General features: G+C 32.4%; 12 protein-coding genes. 7 read left to right on the plus strand and 5 right to left on the minus strand.

The window, feature by feature from the left end; genetic code table 11:
• The first annotated feature begins 25 nt into the window (after window positions 1–25).
• On the plus strand, window positions 26–3,382 hold the full coding sequence (locus H4V97_RS04640; protein ID WP_196850936.1) for a T9SS type B sorting domain-containing protein: 3,357 nt from the start codon (window positions 26–28) through the stop codon (window positions 3,380–3,382).
• A gap of 12 nt (window positions 3,383–3,394) precedes the next feature.
• The gene (locus tag H4V97_RS04645) at window positions 3,395–5,479 is read left to right on the plus strand and encodes a T9SS type B sorting domain-containing protein (protein WP_209549080.1); all 2,085 of its coding nucleotides are present in this window, start codon (window positions 3,395–3,397) and stop codon (window positions 5,477–5,479) included.
• 141 nt (window positions 5,480–5,620) lie between these two features.
• On the opposite strand, the gene H4V97_RS04650 is transcribed toward H4V97_RS04645, so the two are convergent.
• Genes H4V97_RS04650 through H4V97_RS04660 form a run of 3 tightly spaced genes read right to left on the minus strand, consistent with a single transcriptional unit; the run spans window position 5,621 to window position 10,153 of the window.
• Window positions 5,621–6,475 carry a PfkB family carbohydrate kinase gene (locus H4V97_RS04650; protein WP_196850934.1) on the minus strand — a complete coding sequence of 285 codons (855 nt, stop codon included), beginning with the start codon at window positions 6,473–6,475 and terminating at the stop codon, window positions 5,621–5,623.
• Window positions 6,472–7,953, minus strand: coding sequence for a glycosyl hydrolase family 32 (locus tag H4V97_RS04655; RefSeq protein WP_196850933.1), 1,482 nt, complete (start codon window positions 7,951–7,953; stop codon window positions 6,472–6,474). The genes H4V97_RS04650 and H4V97_RS04655 overlap by 4 nt, the downstream gene beginning before the upstream one ends.
• Before the next feature lies 1 nt (window position 7,954).
• A complete protein-coding gene (locus H4V97_RS04660; RefSeq protein WP_196850932.1) occupies window positions 7,955–10,153 on the minus strand; it encodes an HAD-IIB family hydrolase in 2,199 nt (732 codons plus the stop codon).
• 167 nt (window positions 10,154–10,320) lie between these two features.
• Between H4V97_RS04660 and H4V97_RS04665 the strand changes: the two genes are divergently transcribed.
• Window positions 10,321–10,716, plus strand: a complete 396-nt coding sequence (locus tag H4V97_RS04665) for a T9SS type B sorting domain-containing protein (RefSeq protein ID WP_245345189.1) — start codon at window positions 10,321–10,323, stop codon at window positions 10,714–10,716.
• A gap of 27 nt (window positions 10,717–10,743) precedes the next feature.
• On the opposite strand, the gene H4V97_RS04670 is transcribed toward H4V97_RS04665, so the two are convergent.
• Entirely contained in the window at window positions 10,744–11,397 is a 654-nt protein-coding gene (locus H4V97_RS04670; protein ID WP_209549081.1) for an SdpI family protein, read from the minus strand.
• A 4-nt stretch (window positions 11,398–11,401) separates the two neighbouring features.
• Window positions 11,402–11,656 (minus strand): autorepressor SdpR family transcription factor, encoded by a 255-nt coding sequence (locus H4V97_RS04675; protein ID WP_209549082.1) that lies wholly within the window; start codon window positions 11,654–11,656, stop codon window positions 11,402–11,404.
• 106 nt (window positions 11,657–11,762) lie between these two features.
• On the opposite strand from H4V97_RS04675, the gene bshC reads away from it, so the two are divergent.
• The 4 genes from bshC (at window position 11,763) to H4V97_RS04695 (ending at window position 17,717) form a co-directional block, all read left to right on the plus strand.
• Window positions 11,763–11,999, plus strand: coding sequence for a bacillithiol biosynthesis protein BshC (gene bshC / locus H4V97_RS04680; RefSeq protein WP_209549083.1), 237 nt, complete (start codon window positions 11,763–11,765; stop codon window positions 11,997–11,999).
• Between the two features lie 244 nt (window positions 12,000–12,243).
• On the plus strand, window positions 12,244–12,789 hold the full coding sequence (locus H4V97_RS04685; protein WP_245345190.1) for an RNA polymerase sigma factor: 546 nt from the start codon (window positions 12,244–12,246) through the stop codon (window positions 12,787–12,789).
• A gap of 94 nt (window positions 12,790–12,883) precedes the next feature.
• Window positions 12,884–13,999 (plus strand): FecR family protein, encoded by a 1,116-nt coding sequence (locus tag H4V97_RS04690; RefSeq protein WP_209549085.1) that lies wholly within the window; start codon window positions 12,884–12,886, stop codon window positions 13,997–13,999.
• Window positions 14,000–14,153: 154 nt separating this feature from the next.
• A complete protein-coding gene (locus H4V97_RS04695; RefSeq protein WP_245345191.1) occupies window positions 14,154–17,717 on the plus strand; it encodes a SusC/RagA family TonB-linked outer membrane protein in 3,564 nt (1,187 codons plus the stop codon).
• Window positions 17,718–17,719 lie beyond the last annotated feature (2 nt).

Below are 17,719 nucleotides of genomic sequence, written 5' to 3' on the forward strand. Positions count from 1 at the left end.
CATCATACAAATATTACTTAATTTAATGAAAAAAATTTTACTATTACTATTTTCCTTTTTTTCAATAGTATCATATTCACAATATACCTTAATTCCTGACCCTGAATTTGAATGGTATCTGATTTATAACGGTTATGATATTGGAGCCATTGATGGCAAAGTGCTTACATCAAAAATAGAAGTTATTAAAGAAATCTATTTCTTTCCTGGGGCAGCAAATATTAACATCACAGATTTGACTGGGATAGAAAATTTTAAAGCTTTAGAAAAATTAAATTGTACCAATTGTAATTTAACTACTTTAGATTTAAGCAAAAATATTTTCCTAACTGATTTAATTTGTGACAATAACAAATTAACAAGTTTAAATGTGATAGGATGTGCTAATCTTAAATCAATTAACTGCAGTGGAAATCAATTTACCAGTTTGGATTTTAGCCAAACGATTAATCTAAAATCCTTATACTGTAGAAACAGTAAATTAAGCGTTTTAAATTTGAACACTAATATAACCTATTTAGATTGTAGCTATAGCAATTTAAGCACTTTAGATCTTTCCAAATGTACTTTATTAGAGTCTTTGGTCTGTCCAGATAATCAATTTAAAAATATGGATATTTCAAAGAATATTAATTTAACTGATTTATCTTGTTATAACAATCAACTTATAAATTTAGATGTTTCAAAAAATATTAAACTAAGAAGTTTTTCTTGTCAAAACAATCAATTAAAAAATCTAGATATTACAAGCAACCTTAATTTATTGTTTTTTATTTGCTCCAGCAATCAATTAACCAATTTAGATATATCCCAGAATACCAAACTTACCAATCTAAATTGTTCTTCAAATCAGCTATCAAATTTAGATATATCAAATAACACAAATTTATCAGAATTGTTGTGTACTAATAACCAAATTATAAGTTTAGATATTTTTAAAAATATTAATTTAGTAGCTTTATATTGTTTTGATAATAAATTAACAAGCCTCAACACAAACTCAAATCTGCAATTAAAAATTTTATACTGTCATAACAATCTAATTACTAGTCTCGATGTTTCTTTGAATAATAATTTAGAAATATTTAGATGTGCAAATAACCAGCTTACCTATTTAGACCTGAGAAATAACCAAAGTATGAATTGGTGGAATGACACTTCCTATTGGACAAATAATCCAAAACTAAATTGCATTTATGTCTTAGATGCTTCTTTTTTTAACTACTTTTTCTCAAATAGGAAAGATGCTACTGCTAACTATGTTGATGGAAACCCTCCTCAATTTGAATCTACAATACAAACAATATGCTCAAAACAAAATCCTACTATAAAAGACATTGTAGTTAGCGGCAATAATATCAAATGGTTTGACTCTATTAATGGGGTTAATGAATTACCAGAAACTACTTTATTAGTGGAAGGAGTCACTTATTTTGCAATGAATACCTCAGTTGGTTGTGAAAGTTTAAAAAGTGCAATTACAATAAGTCTAAAGGACACTCCTCGCCCCTCAGCATTATCACCGCAAAACTTATGTAAAGCGTCTAATCTAACTTTAGTAAATCTGAATGTAACTGGAAGTTTAATTAAATGGTACACTGCTATAAATGGCGGTTCTCTTCTACCAGAAACTACACCATTAAATAATGGCACTACTTATTATGCTTCCCAAACTAATAACGGATGTGAAAGTCCTAGAGTTCCTGTTTTAGTGAATTTCCTCCGTGTTGCTTCACCTGTAACCCAATCATCCCAAAGCTTTTGCAATCAGCAAAAAGCAATTTTATCAGATATTGTTATTTCTGGACAAAATGTAAAATGGTACGATTCTTCAAATAATGGCAATCAACTACCAAATTCAACTTTGTTGCAAAACGGCAGCACTTATTTTGCGACACAAACGATTAGCGGTTGCGAAAGTGATAGAACTCCAGTAATAATTACTATAAAACCCAACCCAACACCTTCATTACCTTCTCCCCAAAACTTCTGCATCCAACAAAATGCAACTTTAAACAATATCACTATCGCAGGACAAAACATAAAATGGTATGACATTTTAACAAATGGAAACCTCTTATTAAATACAACTTCATTACAAAATGGAACCACATATTACGCATCACAAACCATAAACGGATGCGAAAGCGAAAGAATTCCAGTTGTCGTAAATATCCAAAATACTCCTGCACCAACTGGAAATGCAAGTCAATCATTTTGTTCCAGTCAAAACGCCACTTTAAATGATATTGCCATCAACGGAACTTCCATTAAATTGTATATGGCTGCCACAAATGGAACTCCTTTAGCAAGCTCAACTTTACTACAAGATGGAATTACCTATTATGCGACACAAACAATAAATGATTGTGAAAGTCTGAGTAGACTGGGAGTTACAATTTCCTTAATCAACACTTTGAACGCTACTAACTATTCTGAAACTATTTGTGACGATCAAAATAACGGCAATGAGATAGTAAACTTAAAAAGCTATAACTCAAACCTTATTGGTTCAACCGGAAATACATTTGGATATTATACTTCGGCTAACGCTGCCGGAAACCAAATCACCACAAGCCAAATCACCAATTTTAGCAACTATAATTTGACATTGGGAAAACATTCCGTTTACGTCAGAATTGATTCGCCAAACTCTTGTCACCAAATTGTAGAATTACAAATAACTTTGGTTAGCAAACCAATAATAAACATTCCGAACATTGTTCCTATTTGCGAAAACAATACAATCACAATTGATGCAGGATCTGGTTCTGACACTTATTTGTGGTCAAATGGAGCTTCAACATCCTCCATAACTGTATCCAATCCTGGAGACTTTTCAGTAATCGTTAGCAAGAATTACGGCACTACTTCTTGCTCGAGCACAAAAAACTTTACTGTAAAAAAATCCAACATCGCCACCATAACATCAATCGAAACAAAAGATTGGACAGATAATGAAAACAGTATTACCGCTTACGTGACCGGTGCTGGGGATTATGAATATTCAATTGATGGAATTTATTTTCAAAACAGCAATCAGTTTTTGAATGTTCATAAGGGAGAATATACAGTGGAAGTAAGAGATAAAAATGGTTGTGGAACTGCCACCGATGAAGTTTATCTATTGATGTTTCCAAAATTCTTTACGCCAAATGGTGATGGATACAATGATACCTGGAGTATTCATTTTTCTGATTTGGAAATAGGTTTAACGGTTAAAATATTTGACCGCTATGGTAAATTCATCAAAGAATTGATACAAAATGCCACTTGGAATGGAACTTTTAATGGTCAAGAACTTCCTGCAACTGACTATTGGTTTGTGGTTACCAGAGCCAATGGAAAAGAATATAGAGGACATTTTAGTTTGAAACGATAATCGACAAAATCAATGCGAAAAAATATACAATTCATTTATTTCTCTTTTATAATCACAGTCTTTTTTTCTATCAAAATAAGTTCCCAAACTATACAATGGCAAAATACAATTGGAGGTAATGATTATGATTGGAGTGATTTTATAGAATTATCAAATGATGGAAATTATCTTTTAGGAGGATATTCATACTCTAATATTTCAAGAGACAAAAATGAAAACTCAAGAGGCGAAGGAGATTTCTGGCTTCTAAAAATTGATGATATTTCAGGCGGTCTATTATGGCAAAAAACAATTGGTGGCAATAATTTTGATCATATGACATCAGCAAAAGAAACCAAAGATGAGGGATATATACTTGGAGGTTACAGTTCTTCGGGAATATCAGGCGAGAAAACACAGTCTTCAAGAGGTAATGATGATTATTGGGTGGTAAAACTTGATAAAAACAGAAATATTATTTGGGACAAAACTTATGGAGGAAGCGGTGTTGACCGATTAACATCAATAATTGAAACTGCCGATGGCGGTTACCTCATGGGAGGTTCCTCAGATTCAAATATTTCAGGTGAAAAAACGGAGAACTCTCGCGGCAGTCTTGATATGTGGGTCATTAAAACCGACTCTTCCGGAAATATAATGTGGCAAAAAACATTTGGAGGCAGTAATTTCGACTGGGTAGAATCAATTGTTAAAACTCCAGACGGAGGCTATATATTAGCGGGATCTTCAGATTCAAATATTTCTGGAGATAAAAACCAAAATTCAAGAGGTGGAGGTGATTATTGGATTTTAAAGATTGATAGTTTAGGGGCTATCGTCTGGCAAAAAACCATTGGTGGTAACAATGGAGATTATGCAAAATCAATTATTGCCACATCTGATGGAAACTACATTATAGGAGGCGACTCTTTTTCTAATATTTCTGGTGAAAAAACTGAAAAAACAGTGAATAACTCTAATGATGTTTGGCTACTAAAATTAAATAGCAATGGACAAATTCTATGGCAAAAAGACATTGGAGCAAATGACACTGAAACTTTTGCTGATATTCGAATGACCTCAGACAACGGTTTTATACTTGGCATCATGTCCTATTCAGGAATTTCAGGTTTTAAAACCGAAGTATCAAGAGGAGAACGGGATTATTGGATAGTGAAACTTGATGCCGCAGGTAAATTTGAATGGGACAAAACTATAGGAGGATCCAGCCTTGACCAACCCCAATCTATTGTTCAAGCTAAAGATGGAGGTTATGTAACAGTAGGCTGGTCACAGTCTGATACATCAGGTGATAAAACAGAAAACAAAAGCGGATTGCAAGACTTTTGGGTTGTAAAACTTAAATTATGTTCTAATGCCCTATCGACTAAAAGTAATTCACCTATTTGTTTGGGAGAAACGATACAACTAACAGCAATTGGTGGTGCCAATTATTCATGGACTGGACCAAATGGATTTACTTCCATAGAACAAAATCCAACAATTTTAAATGCAAATCTATCTAATGATGGCCAATATAGTTGCAGTATTACAGGAACTGGTGGTTGCGATGGTATAATTTCTACAAAAGTCATTATTAATAATACTATGTTACCTGCAGCTTCTTCTCCTCAATTATTTTGTGCAGAACAGAAAGCAACTTTAAGTACTATAGAAATTTCAGGGCAAAATATAAAATGGTATAATTCATTAACAGCTGGTCAAATTTTATCAAGTACTACACTAATTCAAAATGACACCAATTATTATGCATCACAAACCATAAATGGTTGCGAAAGCAGCAGAACTTTAGTAAATGTCCAATATACATTTTGTGAAACTCCAGATGAAAGTTTTTCAACAATAATGTATCCTAAATTCTTCACTCCAAACGGAGATGGATTAAACGATACCTGGAGTATTCATTTTTCTGATTTGGAAGTAGGTTTAACGGTTAAAATATTTGACCGCTATGGTAAACTCCTCAAAGAATTGATACAAAATGCCACGTGGAACGGAATGTATAATGGACAAGAACTTCCTGCAACAGACTATTGGTTTGTGGTTACCAGAGCGAATGGAAAAGAATATCGAGGTCATTTTAGTTTGAAGCGATAATGTTTATAAAAAACTTTTCCTCTTTTTTCTAATAGCCAAAAATTGCGAATTACCCTAAATCTCCAGATTCTGAAATAAAACAACACTCTTTGTTCCAATATCTTCAAATTCCTAACGACAAATTTCAATTTTTGATTTACATTATTGATAAATAGTTTTGTTGCTTGGGATTGCTCCAGAAAATTGACAAATCTTGGCTGCAAAAATCAAAGAATTCTTCAATGCCTTTTGCACATCATTTTCTTTGAAATAAGAATTTAAAAAACAAGCCAAAAATCCATCTCCTGCTCCAATTGCGTCTTTGAATAGATTGTCCGAAACCATTTGGGTTGATTCTTGAATAATAGTATTGTCCCAGTAAACCAATGCCCCTTTTTTAGATTGCGTTCGAATAATTTTGATTATACTAAATGAATTTTTCAAGTAATCCAATAGCTGATCGTCTGTAGATTGTTTGAAAATTTCTTTCAGATACATCCATTCATCATCATTTACCTTTAAAATAGTAGTATTTGAAAGACAAAAATTAATTGTAGTTTCTGAATAAAAATCTCCTCTCAAATTCAAGTCACAAACAAAAATAGCTGATGGATTCTCTGTTTTGTATTGCAAAAAAGTGGTTTGGTTCTTTTCAAAATACAATGCCAAACTTCCATAAATAAAAACATCGACGGGCTTATCTATGGCAACATACTCAATATATTGCCATGCTTTTTCTGTTTCAATGGTATAATGTGGCTCATTTTCAATAAATTTAACACTTACAAAACCTGTAGGATGATTTTTATCGAAAGAAATTCCTTGTTCAATATTTTCATTTTTTGCAAAATCAAATATTTCATTACCAAAATCATCTTTTGCAATTTTACTAATAAAAGTTACTTGATTCCCAAAACGTTTTAAATGAATGGCTACATTAAAAGGAGCTCCCCCGATAACATTTTTGTCTGGCAGACAATCCATTAATACTTCGCCAAAAGCTATTATATTCTTCATAATTCGTCGGGGTTAGAAGTTGCATATTCATTTTCTGGTTCAGGAATTACGTGAATTATTGAATCGCTTAATGATATAATAGCGGAACAAACGTAGACGCCTATCTTTCCATCATTATATTTGAAATCTAATAAAGTCAATTTTACAACTTCATTGATTGAAAGTTCATAATAGTTTCCGTAACGAATAATCTTGAAATGGATTTGTTTATTTTCTAGAATTTCAAATTGATTTGTTTGAATATTTTCAAAAATAAAATTATTTTTCACGTCTTTTTCGTTAAATCCCCAAGCTCTAAATTGAACAAAACCATTTACAAAATCAATAGAAATATAATATCCCGTTCCTTCTCCATCACATTCAATTACAAAACCGGTTTTACCCATTCCTTCAACAGTCAATGTTCCTTCCCAAACAAAGTTATTTGCAGGTTTTTCAAAGCAAAAAACTTCGTAACCACTTCGACAGCTGCATTGCCATTTATTATCTTCAAAAAAAGTCAAATTTGCCGTAGGGTTTCCTAAAATAGCGTTTGGAAATGGAAAATTTTCTTGGGAAATTGTTTTTTGATACAGCGTTTCCCAGTAATGATAGGTTTTTAATAAAAGCCTACCATTATCGTCAACATCCAACTGTTTTGGGGGAGGTATCACACGATGAGTATTGACATTTCCACCAACAAAATAAAAATTATATATCAAAAAATGATCTCCTTCTTTTACAATTCTTGCCGCATAATTACCTTGTGGTAACAATACATTATCATGAAAAGCATGATACTCCCCTTTAAATTCTGAAGCAAACCAATAACGAATTTTAATATCTTCACGAATGGAACCCAACAAATAATGATTTCCTTTTATTTCGACCACAGCGGGACATTCAACATCATCGTATACATAAGAAATGTGCAACGGCTTTTGCAGGATGAAGCCATTTGATTCTTTTTTTGCCATACCTATACATCCTCTTCGATAAGTAGGTCCTACTGCACTTCGAGCACAAATCAATAGATAATCTTCTCCTTCAAATCGATATTTAAAAGGATCCCTAAAACTTAACCATTCACGGGGATTATTCTTTGAATTTTCATAATATGGAGCTTGACTTTTAAGAGGCAGGCCATATTTATTTTCTTTCGTCCAATGAATTAAATCTGATGAAACAGCCCTTCCAATTTGTTGCTTAATTCCTTTGTCTCTGCGTTTTAGCCCTGTGTAATACATCTCGTATCCTTCTCCTTCAAAATTTTTGCTAACATGCATTGTCCATAACATATCATCATCCCATTCTCCGGGTTCTCCAACCCACAAAGCATTTTTCACTCTTTTCCAAGAAAGACCATCTTTGGATATTGCATGTGCAATGTAGTCATGATTAGGAATAATCAAATGAAATAAATGATGGACTCCTTTTTCATCTATAAATACATCAACATCTCCTATTTCCCAATTACTAAAACCTGAACCTGAATACATATTATTTTATTATTTTATAATGTTTTAATCCCTCTAGAATACCCGAGGAAGCGGAACTTTTAGCTACATATATTTTTTTAGTTGTTTTATATTCAGCTAATTCTAAACTTCGATTGCCTACAATAATTCCTTTAACCGAACTTCTAAACATATCAATGTCATTTCCTGAATCGCCTGCAGCAATTACACTTGATAAAGGGATTGCCCATTTATGGCATAAAAACTTGATGGCATTTCCTTTTGATGCTCTTTTAGGTAAAAAATCAATAAACTCGCCATGACTTGGAATAATATTTACCTTATACCATCCTGTCCCTAAAACTTTAATTAATTGGTCGTGATTGTATTTTTCCTTATCATAATAATACGAAATTTTAAAAGGATTTTGAGCTACTTCTTCTTGCATTTTTAACCAAGGAATACCTTTTAAACGATTTACAATATCTTCTCTTTTCCAACGACCCGCCAAAAATGTCGACCAACCTTTGTCTAAAATATAATCTTTCCCGTTTGTATAATAAATTTCAGTACCAACTGAACAGATAATAAAATCGGGCAAGGGTAATTGTTCCTCTTCAATAACTTTTTTAACCAAATCTACATTTCGCCCTGATGCAAGAGCAAATGCCATTTTTTCAGTATTATTAGTTAAATACGTTTTCAATTCCTTTAACCCCGGATTATTCAATTTTGGATGAATCAATGTTCCGTCAATATCCGAAACTAATAAATTTTCGACTTTTCTTTTTAATCGTTCAATATTAATATTGGGGTAATGCTGCTTTTTGATTCCTGAACCAGATGAAAGCAATAAATTTTCATTAACTAATGCAACATATTGATTGACGTGACTTAACCAACTATAATGTTTTTGAATATTAATTGCTCCATTATTTGAATAATATTTCCATAGATTTTCGTTGGTTAAAATATTCCTTAATGATTTTTTAATTTCATCTTCATCCAAAGGATTTACTAATTCTCCATTTTGACAAGTAGGAATAATCTCGGATGGACCTCCATTTTTAGTAACAACCACAGGTAAACCAGAACTTGCGGATTCAATTATTGTTAGACCAAAATTTTCATGCAAGGCCAAATTTACAAAGACTCCTCTTTTTTCAGCAGCAAAACGATAAATAATTGAAACCTCATTTTCCACATCATGCTTTTTAGGAATTGCCATTTTTCCATACAAATCATACTTGTCCATCAATAATAATAAATCCGTTAAAACGTCTTTTTCAGAATCTGGCATTTGCGTAATATCTTTACGTATCCCTGCAAAAATTACCAAATTAGCAATACTTTGCAGTTCTTTGTCTTTGCCATAAACATCAATTAATGTATGAAGGTTTTTATGACGATCGGGTCTCGAAAGAGCTAGAATAATAGGTTTGTGCGGATTTGTTAAAAATTTAGAAATTTTTTCTGACACCCAATATTTTCTTTGTTTTTCCTCCATTTGCTTATCAAAATCTTCTTCAAGATGGTAATATGGAACAAATTTCGTGGTGTCAATCCCGGGAGGAATTGCATGGTACTTTCCTAAATTAAAATTTTCATAAGGTTTATATGTTTCGATTTCTTGCTCGGTAGATGTAATAATAAATTCTGATAATTCTAGTGTCTTTTCCTCTGCGGCAATTCGCTCTTTAAACTTAAATTTTCTTTCACGTTCTTCTTCAAGCATACCGCTTTCTTGTAGTTTTTTCTGTTTATAAAAACCCAAAGAATGTCCCGTATGTGCAAATGGAATATTTAAAATTATTGACAATTCACTTGCAACATATCCTGCATCTCCATAATGGGAATGAATCCAATTTGGAAATATATCATGAAGTTTAATATGTTGAACGACACCATTGACATATGTATCCAAACCTGCCCATAATTGTTCTTTTGGCCTGTATTTTTTTCCCAAAAAAGGAATTCGTCTGATGTCAAATTTTTCATTAACGATTTCAATAGGCACTGCATATTCTGAAGAAAGATTTTGATCATCAATTAACCTTGTAAATAAATGAACATACTCTACATCCTTATGTTGTGATAAAAACTCGGCAAGTTCATAAACATACTTTGTTTGTCCGCCATTATCAGCATCTCTCCCAATCTCAAGACCTGTACCTTTAATAAGTCCATGAATATTGATTAATGCAATTCGTAATTTTCTCGTCTTGTTTTCAATTGCTTGCATCTTGTAATATAAGAAAAAATTAAACAATTTAGAGTCCAATTTATAAAAATAACAGGATAATCAACAATTCTGTAATTAATTATAAGAATTATTGAGTTTATGAAAGATGATAATGATGCTTCCTAAAAAGCAGTAAAAATCATAGAATACACATATCCGTAACCCTTTTGTCAAACACAATTCCTCTTCAAAACGTTAACACAAATTATGCATCGCAAACTATAGACAATTGTGAAAGCAATCCAATTTTGATAAACGCCCGAATTTCAACAGATGCAGATTGTGATTTAACAATTGATAATTCATCATTGTCATATCCTAAATTTTTCACCCCAAACGGAGACAGTTTCAACGATATTTGGAAAATCAAATTTTCTAATTTGGAAATAGGTTTAACCGTTAAAATATTTGACCGCTATGGTAAATTCATCAAAGAATTGATACAAAATGCCACTTGGAATGGAACTTTTAATGGACAAGAACTTCCTGCAACTGACTATTGGTTTGTGGTTACCAGAGCCAATGGAAAAGAATACAGAGGACATTTTAGTTTGAAACGATAAAGATTCATCGTTTCAAACTTCGTAAAATTATACCTGTGTTTTAATTTCTTTAAATTTCACATAAGAATAAACCATCGGAACGATCACAATTAGCCCAATTATAAATAAGAAAACAACTAGATTAATTTCATTTGGAAGAATAAAAGCTGCAACCATAATCAGTAAGCCGCCAATAAACCATAGTTTGCTTGCAAAAGTATGCGTAGATTTCCAAACTTCTTTATTTTCTATAGTCCATGGTGTTCGAATGCCTAAAAAATAATTCGGTTGAATCACTTTAAAATAATTCCCCATGACTACAATTAAAATTCCAATAAGGGCAAAAATAAAATTGGGTTTAGCAATAGTTTGACTTTGTGATGAATACACAATAAACATAGCCAGAAAAGACATAAACAAAACTAGAGCAAATTTGAGTTGATAATACTTCCCTCCCATTATATCCATTCGTTTTTTAGGATCGATTTTAGGAATTATAAGCATCAAAAGGTAGGTCAGAACCGGTAAAAGAAATACCATTCCTATCAAAGTATATTTATCTCCCCAATGATCAATTTCTCCTTTGGAATTCCAATGCGTTGGAATTTTTTCCGGAAGTTTATTCCACAAAAATGTCAAATAAATGAAAGGGATTAAAACAATTCCGATAATAGGTAATTCTCTTCTTAAAGTTAAGTTCATGTTTTTATTTTTTAAAAGTTGATATCCATTGCAAAACATCTTCCATTATAGTAGTGTTAATAGAATAAATTACGAATTGCCCTTTTTTCTCTGAAGTAATTAAATCCGCTTGTTTTAAAATATCCAGATGATGCGAAATACTGGGTTTTGAAATATTAAAATGAGCCGCGATTTCACCGGCAGTCAAATCTTTAATTTTCAACAACTCTAATATTTCCCTCCTCGTAGCATCGTTTAAAGCTTTAAAAATGGCATTCATTTTCGTTAGTTAATTATATATTTAGACAAATGTCTAAATACTTTTTCAATTTAGCAAATATTTGTTCCAATATTTTTTGGTAATTTAGCATCAAATAAATTAAAATATGCCAACCGACTGCATCAGCTATCAAAATTCAGGATATTTCTCTTCTTTGATGAATGATTATTTAGATCAAAAAAGTAATTTACATTCTTTGTACCACAGATTTCCCAAACTAGAAAATTTTGAAGATCAAATAATTGAAAAGCAAAAAAACTACGATAATCATAACAGATCCGTTTTAGTTTCCGCTTTGCAAAAACAATATTTGAATATTGAAGCTTCTGTTTTGACCAAATAACATATGATTTATGTTTTTCAAAAACAAAATTCATAATATTATTTTTTTTTATTTTTATACAATAAAGAAAATAACTAAAAATCTAACATTAAAACTCATTAATGTATTTTTTAATCACCGCTAAAAAGTATAAATTTGAAAAACTTAACCTTAAGTTAATATAAAAACTAACCCATTCAATTTGAAAACCCAGTTTGAACTCAAAATTGTACCTGACGACTCCGTTATTTGGAGGAATCTTAAATTGGGTGACGAGAAGGCTTTTTCGTTACTTTTTGAAAAATATTATGATCATTTGGTGCGTTATGGAAACTCTTTGTCTCGCTTTTCAGATAAAGTACAAGATTGCGTTCAAGACGTGTTTACGGATGTTTGGGTATACAGGCAGACTTTAAATGACTCCGTTGTAGTTAAAGCTTATTTGCTGTCAAGTGTGCGCAAAAGAATTGCAAGGCTTCAAGATCGCGAACGTATTTTTCGTAAGACTACATCAGTTGACTCCATTCAATTCCTCCTTGACTTTTCTGTTGAACATCAACTCATCGTTGATGAATCAACTGCCGAGAAAGTATTACATCTCAACAAACTTATAAATGGCTTACCCCCAAGACAAAAAGAAGCCTTGTATCTTCGCTATCATCAAGGTCTAAGTGTCGAGCAAATTGCTGACATGCTAGAGGTTAATTACCAATCTGCAAACAATTTATTGCACCGTGCCTTGTTGAACCTTCGTAAAGAATGGAAAGGGAATATCTCACTACTTTTAATACTCTCGACGAATGTTATTTAGCAGATTATTTAATTAAAAATAAAAATAAGTTATAATTTACTGAGTATATAATAAAAGACCTGTCCTCTTTGTTTTTGTAATCCATAATATCTTGATGCAAGAACGTAACAATTATACCGAAATAGAAGAATTTTTAGCAGATGAGTCATTCCACCTGTGGATCAGATTCGCTGATGACCAAAAAAAATGGGAAGAATGGACTTTAGAAGATCCCAAACGCGCGAAATTAGTAGAGGAAGCGCGATTGTGGTTATTAGCAATGAATGTTCCTGAATCGACGATGTCCAAAATAACTGTTAACGATGCTTTAGAAAGCACTTGGGCAAAAATTAAAAACAAGGAAAAAAATAACAACCAAATTCAAAAATCTACAATAAAGCTTTGGAACAGCAATTGGATTAGAGGAGCGGCAGCACTTCTGCTGTTTGGTTATATATCTACTTGGATATACAATGATTATTATTTTTCAAACAATAATTCTAATATTTACTACGAACTTATTAATAAAAATAGAGAAGGTTTAGTAGAACAAACAAACAATTCAAACAATCCACAGATAATAACTTTATCTGATGGAAGTTCGGTCTTATTACAACCAAACAGCAAGTTGAGTTATCCCAAAATATTTGTTGGAAACGAACGCAAAGTATATCTCTCTGGAGAGGGTTTTTTTGAAATCAGTAAAAATCCAGAGAAACCATTTTTCGTCTTTGCTAATGAGATCGTTACCAAAGTGGTTGGGACCAGTTTTAGGATAAAAGCATACACCAATCAACCAAATGTAGAGGTATTAGTTCGCACAGGCAAAGTAAAAATCAAGTCGAATCAAATAATTGCAAATTCAGAGGAAGAAGAAGTTGTTTTGCTTCCTAACCAGGCATTAAGGTTTGTTCGTAAGGGCCTTACTTTTCATAAAATTACTGATATAACCAAAGATGAAACTTTGGCTCATTCGGTCGGAAATATTGAACATTTGAGTTTTGAATTTACTGATATTCCTGTTTCGCAAATTTTCAGTACTATCGAACAAGCTTATTTGGTAAATATTGATTTTCCAAAAGAGAAGTTAAAAAACTGTCATCTTACAACTTCACTAAATGATCAACCATTGCCAGAAAAATTAAAAATTATTTGTAAAAGTCTTGGAAACAATTCGAATTACGAAATGAACGGAAATCAAATAATCATTACATCAGACGGATGTAATTAATTCTAAATTGCCTATGTAAAATTGTGCATAAAAAAGCGTCGAAAATGCTATAACACTTTCGACGCAATAAAAATTCAACAAACCCTCTGTAAAGGATTTATTGAAATGTTTTTCTTACACCTTTAAACAGTATTAATCAAAACAAACCAAAATTATGAAAAAACCTGTTGTTAAACAACGATTACTTCTTCGAATCATGAAAATAACATTAATTCAGTTTGTCTTGGCACTTGTCTTTTCAAGTGTTACCATGGCAAACAGTGTGAAAGGACAAAGAAAATTGGACACGAAGATTACCATTGCCTTTAACAATTTGAGTTTAGATAACGCCCTATCAAAACTTGAAAAATCTGCACATGTTAAATTTTCTTACAATTCAAGAATGGCTCATCTAGATCAAAAAGTAACCATAGAAGCTAATGATGAACTATTATCAAGTATACTTAACCGAATTTTGAAGCCACTGAATATTATCTATGCTGAAATAAGCAATCAAATTGTGTTGCAAAAGGAAATCTTGCCTGGAGATGGATTTTCTGATAGCGATAATAAAGAATCGGTGATTCAAAACTTATTGACACCCATCATTACGGGTAAAGTAATGGATGAAAAGGGGATTCCTTTACCAGGAGCAACTATACTGGCTAAAGGTACTAATATTGCTGTAATAACAGATGCAAATGGTAACTTCAGAATAGATATGCCAAAAAACAGCACGAAATTAATTATTACTTTTATTGGAATGGAATCCCAAGAAGTTGCCATTGGAAATTATCCGCTCACTATTATTTTAAAAGAAACAGGTCAAAAATTAGAAGAAGTAGTTGTAACTGCTTTTGGTATTAAACGTAAAAAAAACTTATTGCCTTATGCCGCCCAGCAAATTAGTGGTGATGATGTGAATAAAACTCGACTAAACAATATAGCATCAGGTCTTTCAGGAAAAATATCTGGTTTACAAATTACACAAGGAAATTCTGTTGGAGGATCCGTAAATGTAGTAGTGAGAGGGAATAAATCCTTATCAGGAAATAATCAGGCCCTATTTGTTGTAGATGGAGTCCCTGTAGATAATTCAAATACTAATTCAGATTCTCAAAAATCCGGAGCAGGTGGATATGATTATGGTAACGCTGCGGCAGATATTAATCCGGACGACATTCTCTCTATAAATGTTTTAAAAGGAGCAGCTGCTTCGGCCTTGTATGGTTCACGCGCTGCTAATGGAGTCATAATGATAACGACTAAAAAGCCAAAAACTGGATTAGGAATTACTATGAATACTGGGATAACTGTTGGATCAATTGATAAATCTACTTTCGTAAAATACCAACAAGAGTATGGTGCCGGTCGTTCTATTGCTCAAGATAAAGATGGATTTCTGTATTTTGATGCCAATGGCGATGGTATTAAAGATCTAGTTGTTCCTACTTTTGCTCCACGTTCTTGGGGACCACGTTATGACCCTAATTTAATGGTGTATGACTGGGAATCATTCGATCCTGCATCTCCAAATTATCAAAAACCAAAACCTTGGATTGCTCCGAAAAACGGACCAGAAAATTTTTACGAAACAGCTATTTCTAGCAATCATAACATCATGATTGATGGAATGGTAGCAGATAAAGGCTCTTTTAAAATCGGATATACGAGAAATGACGAAAGAGGAGCGCTACCAAATAGTAGCGTGCTGAAAGATATTGTGAATCTTGGTGCTAGCTTCAATATAACAAGTAAATTAGTGGCGAGTGGATTAGTGAATTATTCTCAAGTTAATGGAAAAGGGAGGTATGGAACAGGATACGATAGCGGACGGAATGTCAATAGTAATTTCCGCCATTTTAACCAAACTAACGTAGATGTTTCCGAACTAAGGGATGCTTATTTTAGAAATAGAAAAAACGTAACTTGGAACTGGGCAGACCCAACTAAGCTAACCAATTTAGTTCCGGCTTTTTCAGATAATCCTTATTGGGTAGTTTACGAAAATTATCAAAATGACAACAGAAATAGGGTAATTGGAAACGTATCCCTTAATTACAAAATTACTGACTGGCTTGATCTTTTAGGTAGAGTTTCAGTAGACACATACCATGAAGCTCAACAAGAACGAAGAGCAGTTGGAAGTGCAGGTGTTTCATCTTATTCCCGTTTTGACAGAGATTATAATGAAACAAACTATGATTTACTGGCCACAGTTAATAAAAAAATAAATGAGGATTTTGGATTTAATGGATTGGCCGGAGTAAACATCAGAAGAAATACGGTATCTTCTGTTTTTTTACAAACAACTGGTGGATTAGTTATACCGAATCTTTATGCTATTTCTAATTCTAAAGGAATCATTCCTGCCCCGGTAGAATCTTATCAATCAAAAGCCGTTGATGGAGTATTTGGAGGAGTTACTTTTAGCTATAAAGATTTTCTTTTACTCGATGGAACCCTGCGTCGAGACAAATCATCTACGTTACCTGAAAATGCAAATGCTTATAATTATTATGCTATTTCAGGCAGTTATGTATTTTACCATCATTTACAAAAATTAAATTGGTTATCATCTGGAAAAGTCAGAGTAAACTATGCAACTGTAGGAAATGATGCAGCATTTGGAAGTCTTAAAGATGTTTACGTTAAACCAAATCCATTTGACAGCACCCTGCTCTTCTCTTTACCTAATACTAAAAACAACAGTGAATTAAGACCTGAGAATACTATTAGTAAAGAAATTGGTTTAGAAATGTCTTTCTTTAATAATAGATTAGGTTTTGATGCGTCCTATTACCATACTAACACCGTAGACCAAATAATTCCTGTTGCTACATCGACAGCAATCGGTTATTCAAGTAAATTCTTAAACGCAGGTGATATTGAAAATAAGGGTATTGAAGTTTCATTATATGCGACGCCTGTTAAAAGCAACGATTTTTCTTGGAATGTAAATGTAAACTTCACCAGAAATAGAAATAAAGTATTATCGCTTTATAACGATAGTAAAAACCTGCAATTAGGTACTTTTCAAGGTGGGGTAAGTTTAAATGCATCAATTGGTAAACCTTATGGAGAATTACAATCCGTAACTTATGAAATGTTAAATGGAGAAAGATTAATCAAACCAAACGGATTATATCAATTCACTTCTACAACTTCTAATGTTATTGGAAATGTAAATCCTGATTGGATAGGTGGTTTAAGCAATAGCTTCAGATATAAAAACTTAACTTTAAGTTTCTTAATTGATGTTAAAAAAGGAGGACAATTATTTTCTCTAGATATGTATTATGGAACTATCTCTGGTATTTTACCCGAAACGGTTGGATTAAATGATCTTGGAAATCCAAAACGTGATCCAGTTGCAAATGGCGGTGGTGTAATTTTACCAGGCGTAACAGCAAACGGTCAACCCAATACAAATAGAGTAACAATTGTTTCAGGAACAAGTTCGTATCAAGCACAGTCAGATTTTGTTTATGATGCTGGTTTTGTAAAACTGAGAGAATTAGCTATTTCATATTCACTTCCTAAAACAATTATTTCGAAAATGAAAGCAATAAATGACATCGAATTTTCATTGACTGGTAGAAATTTATGGCTAATCCATAAAAATGTACCTTATGCTGATCCGGAAGAAAACTTATCATCAGGAAATATTTCAGGCTATCAAAGTGGCTCCTACCCTACTGTACGTGCTATTGGCTTTAATGTTAAAATAAAATTATAAAC

The sequence above is a fragment of the Flavobacterium sp. CG_23.5 genome (genome assembly GCF_017875765.1).
In the GTDB taxonomy this organism is placed as follows: Bacteria; Bacteroidota; Bacteroidia; order Flavobacteriales; family Flavobacteriaceae; genus Flavobacterium.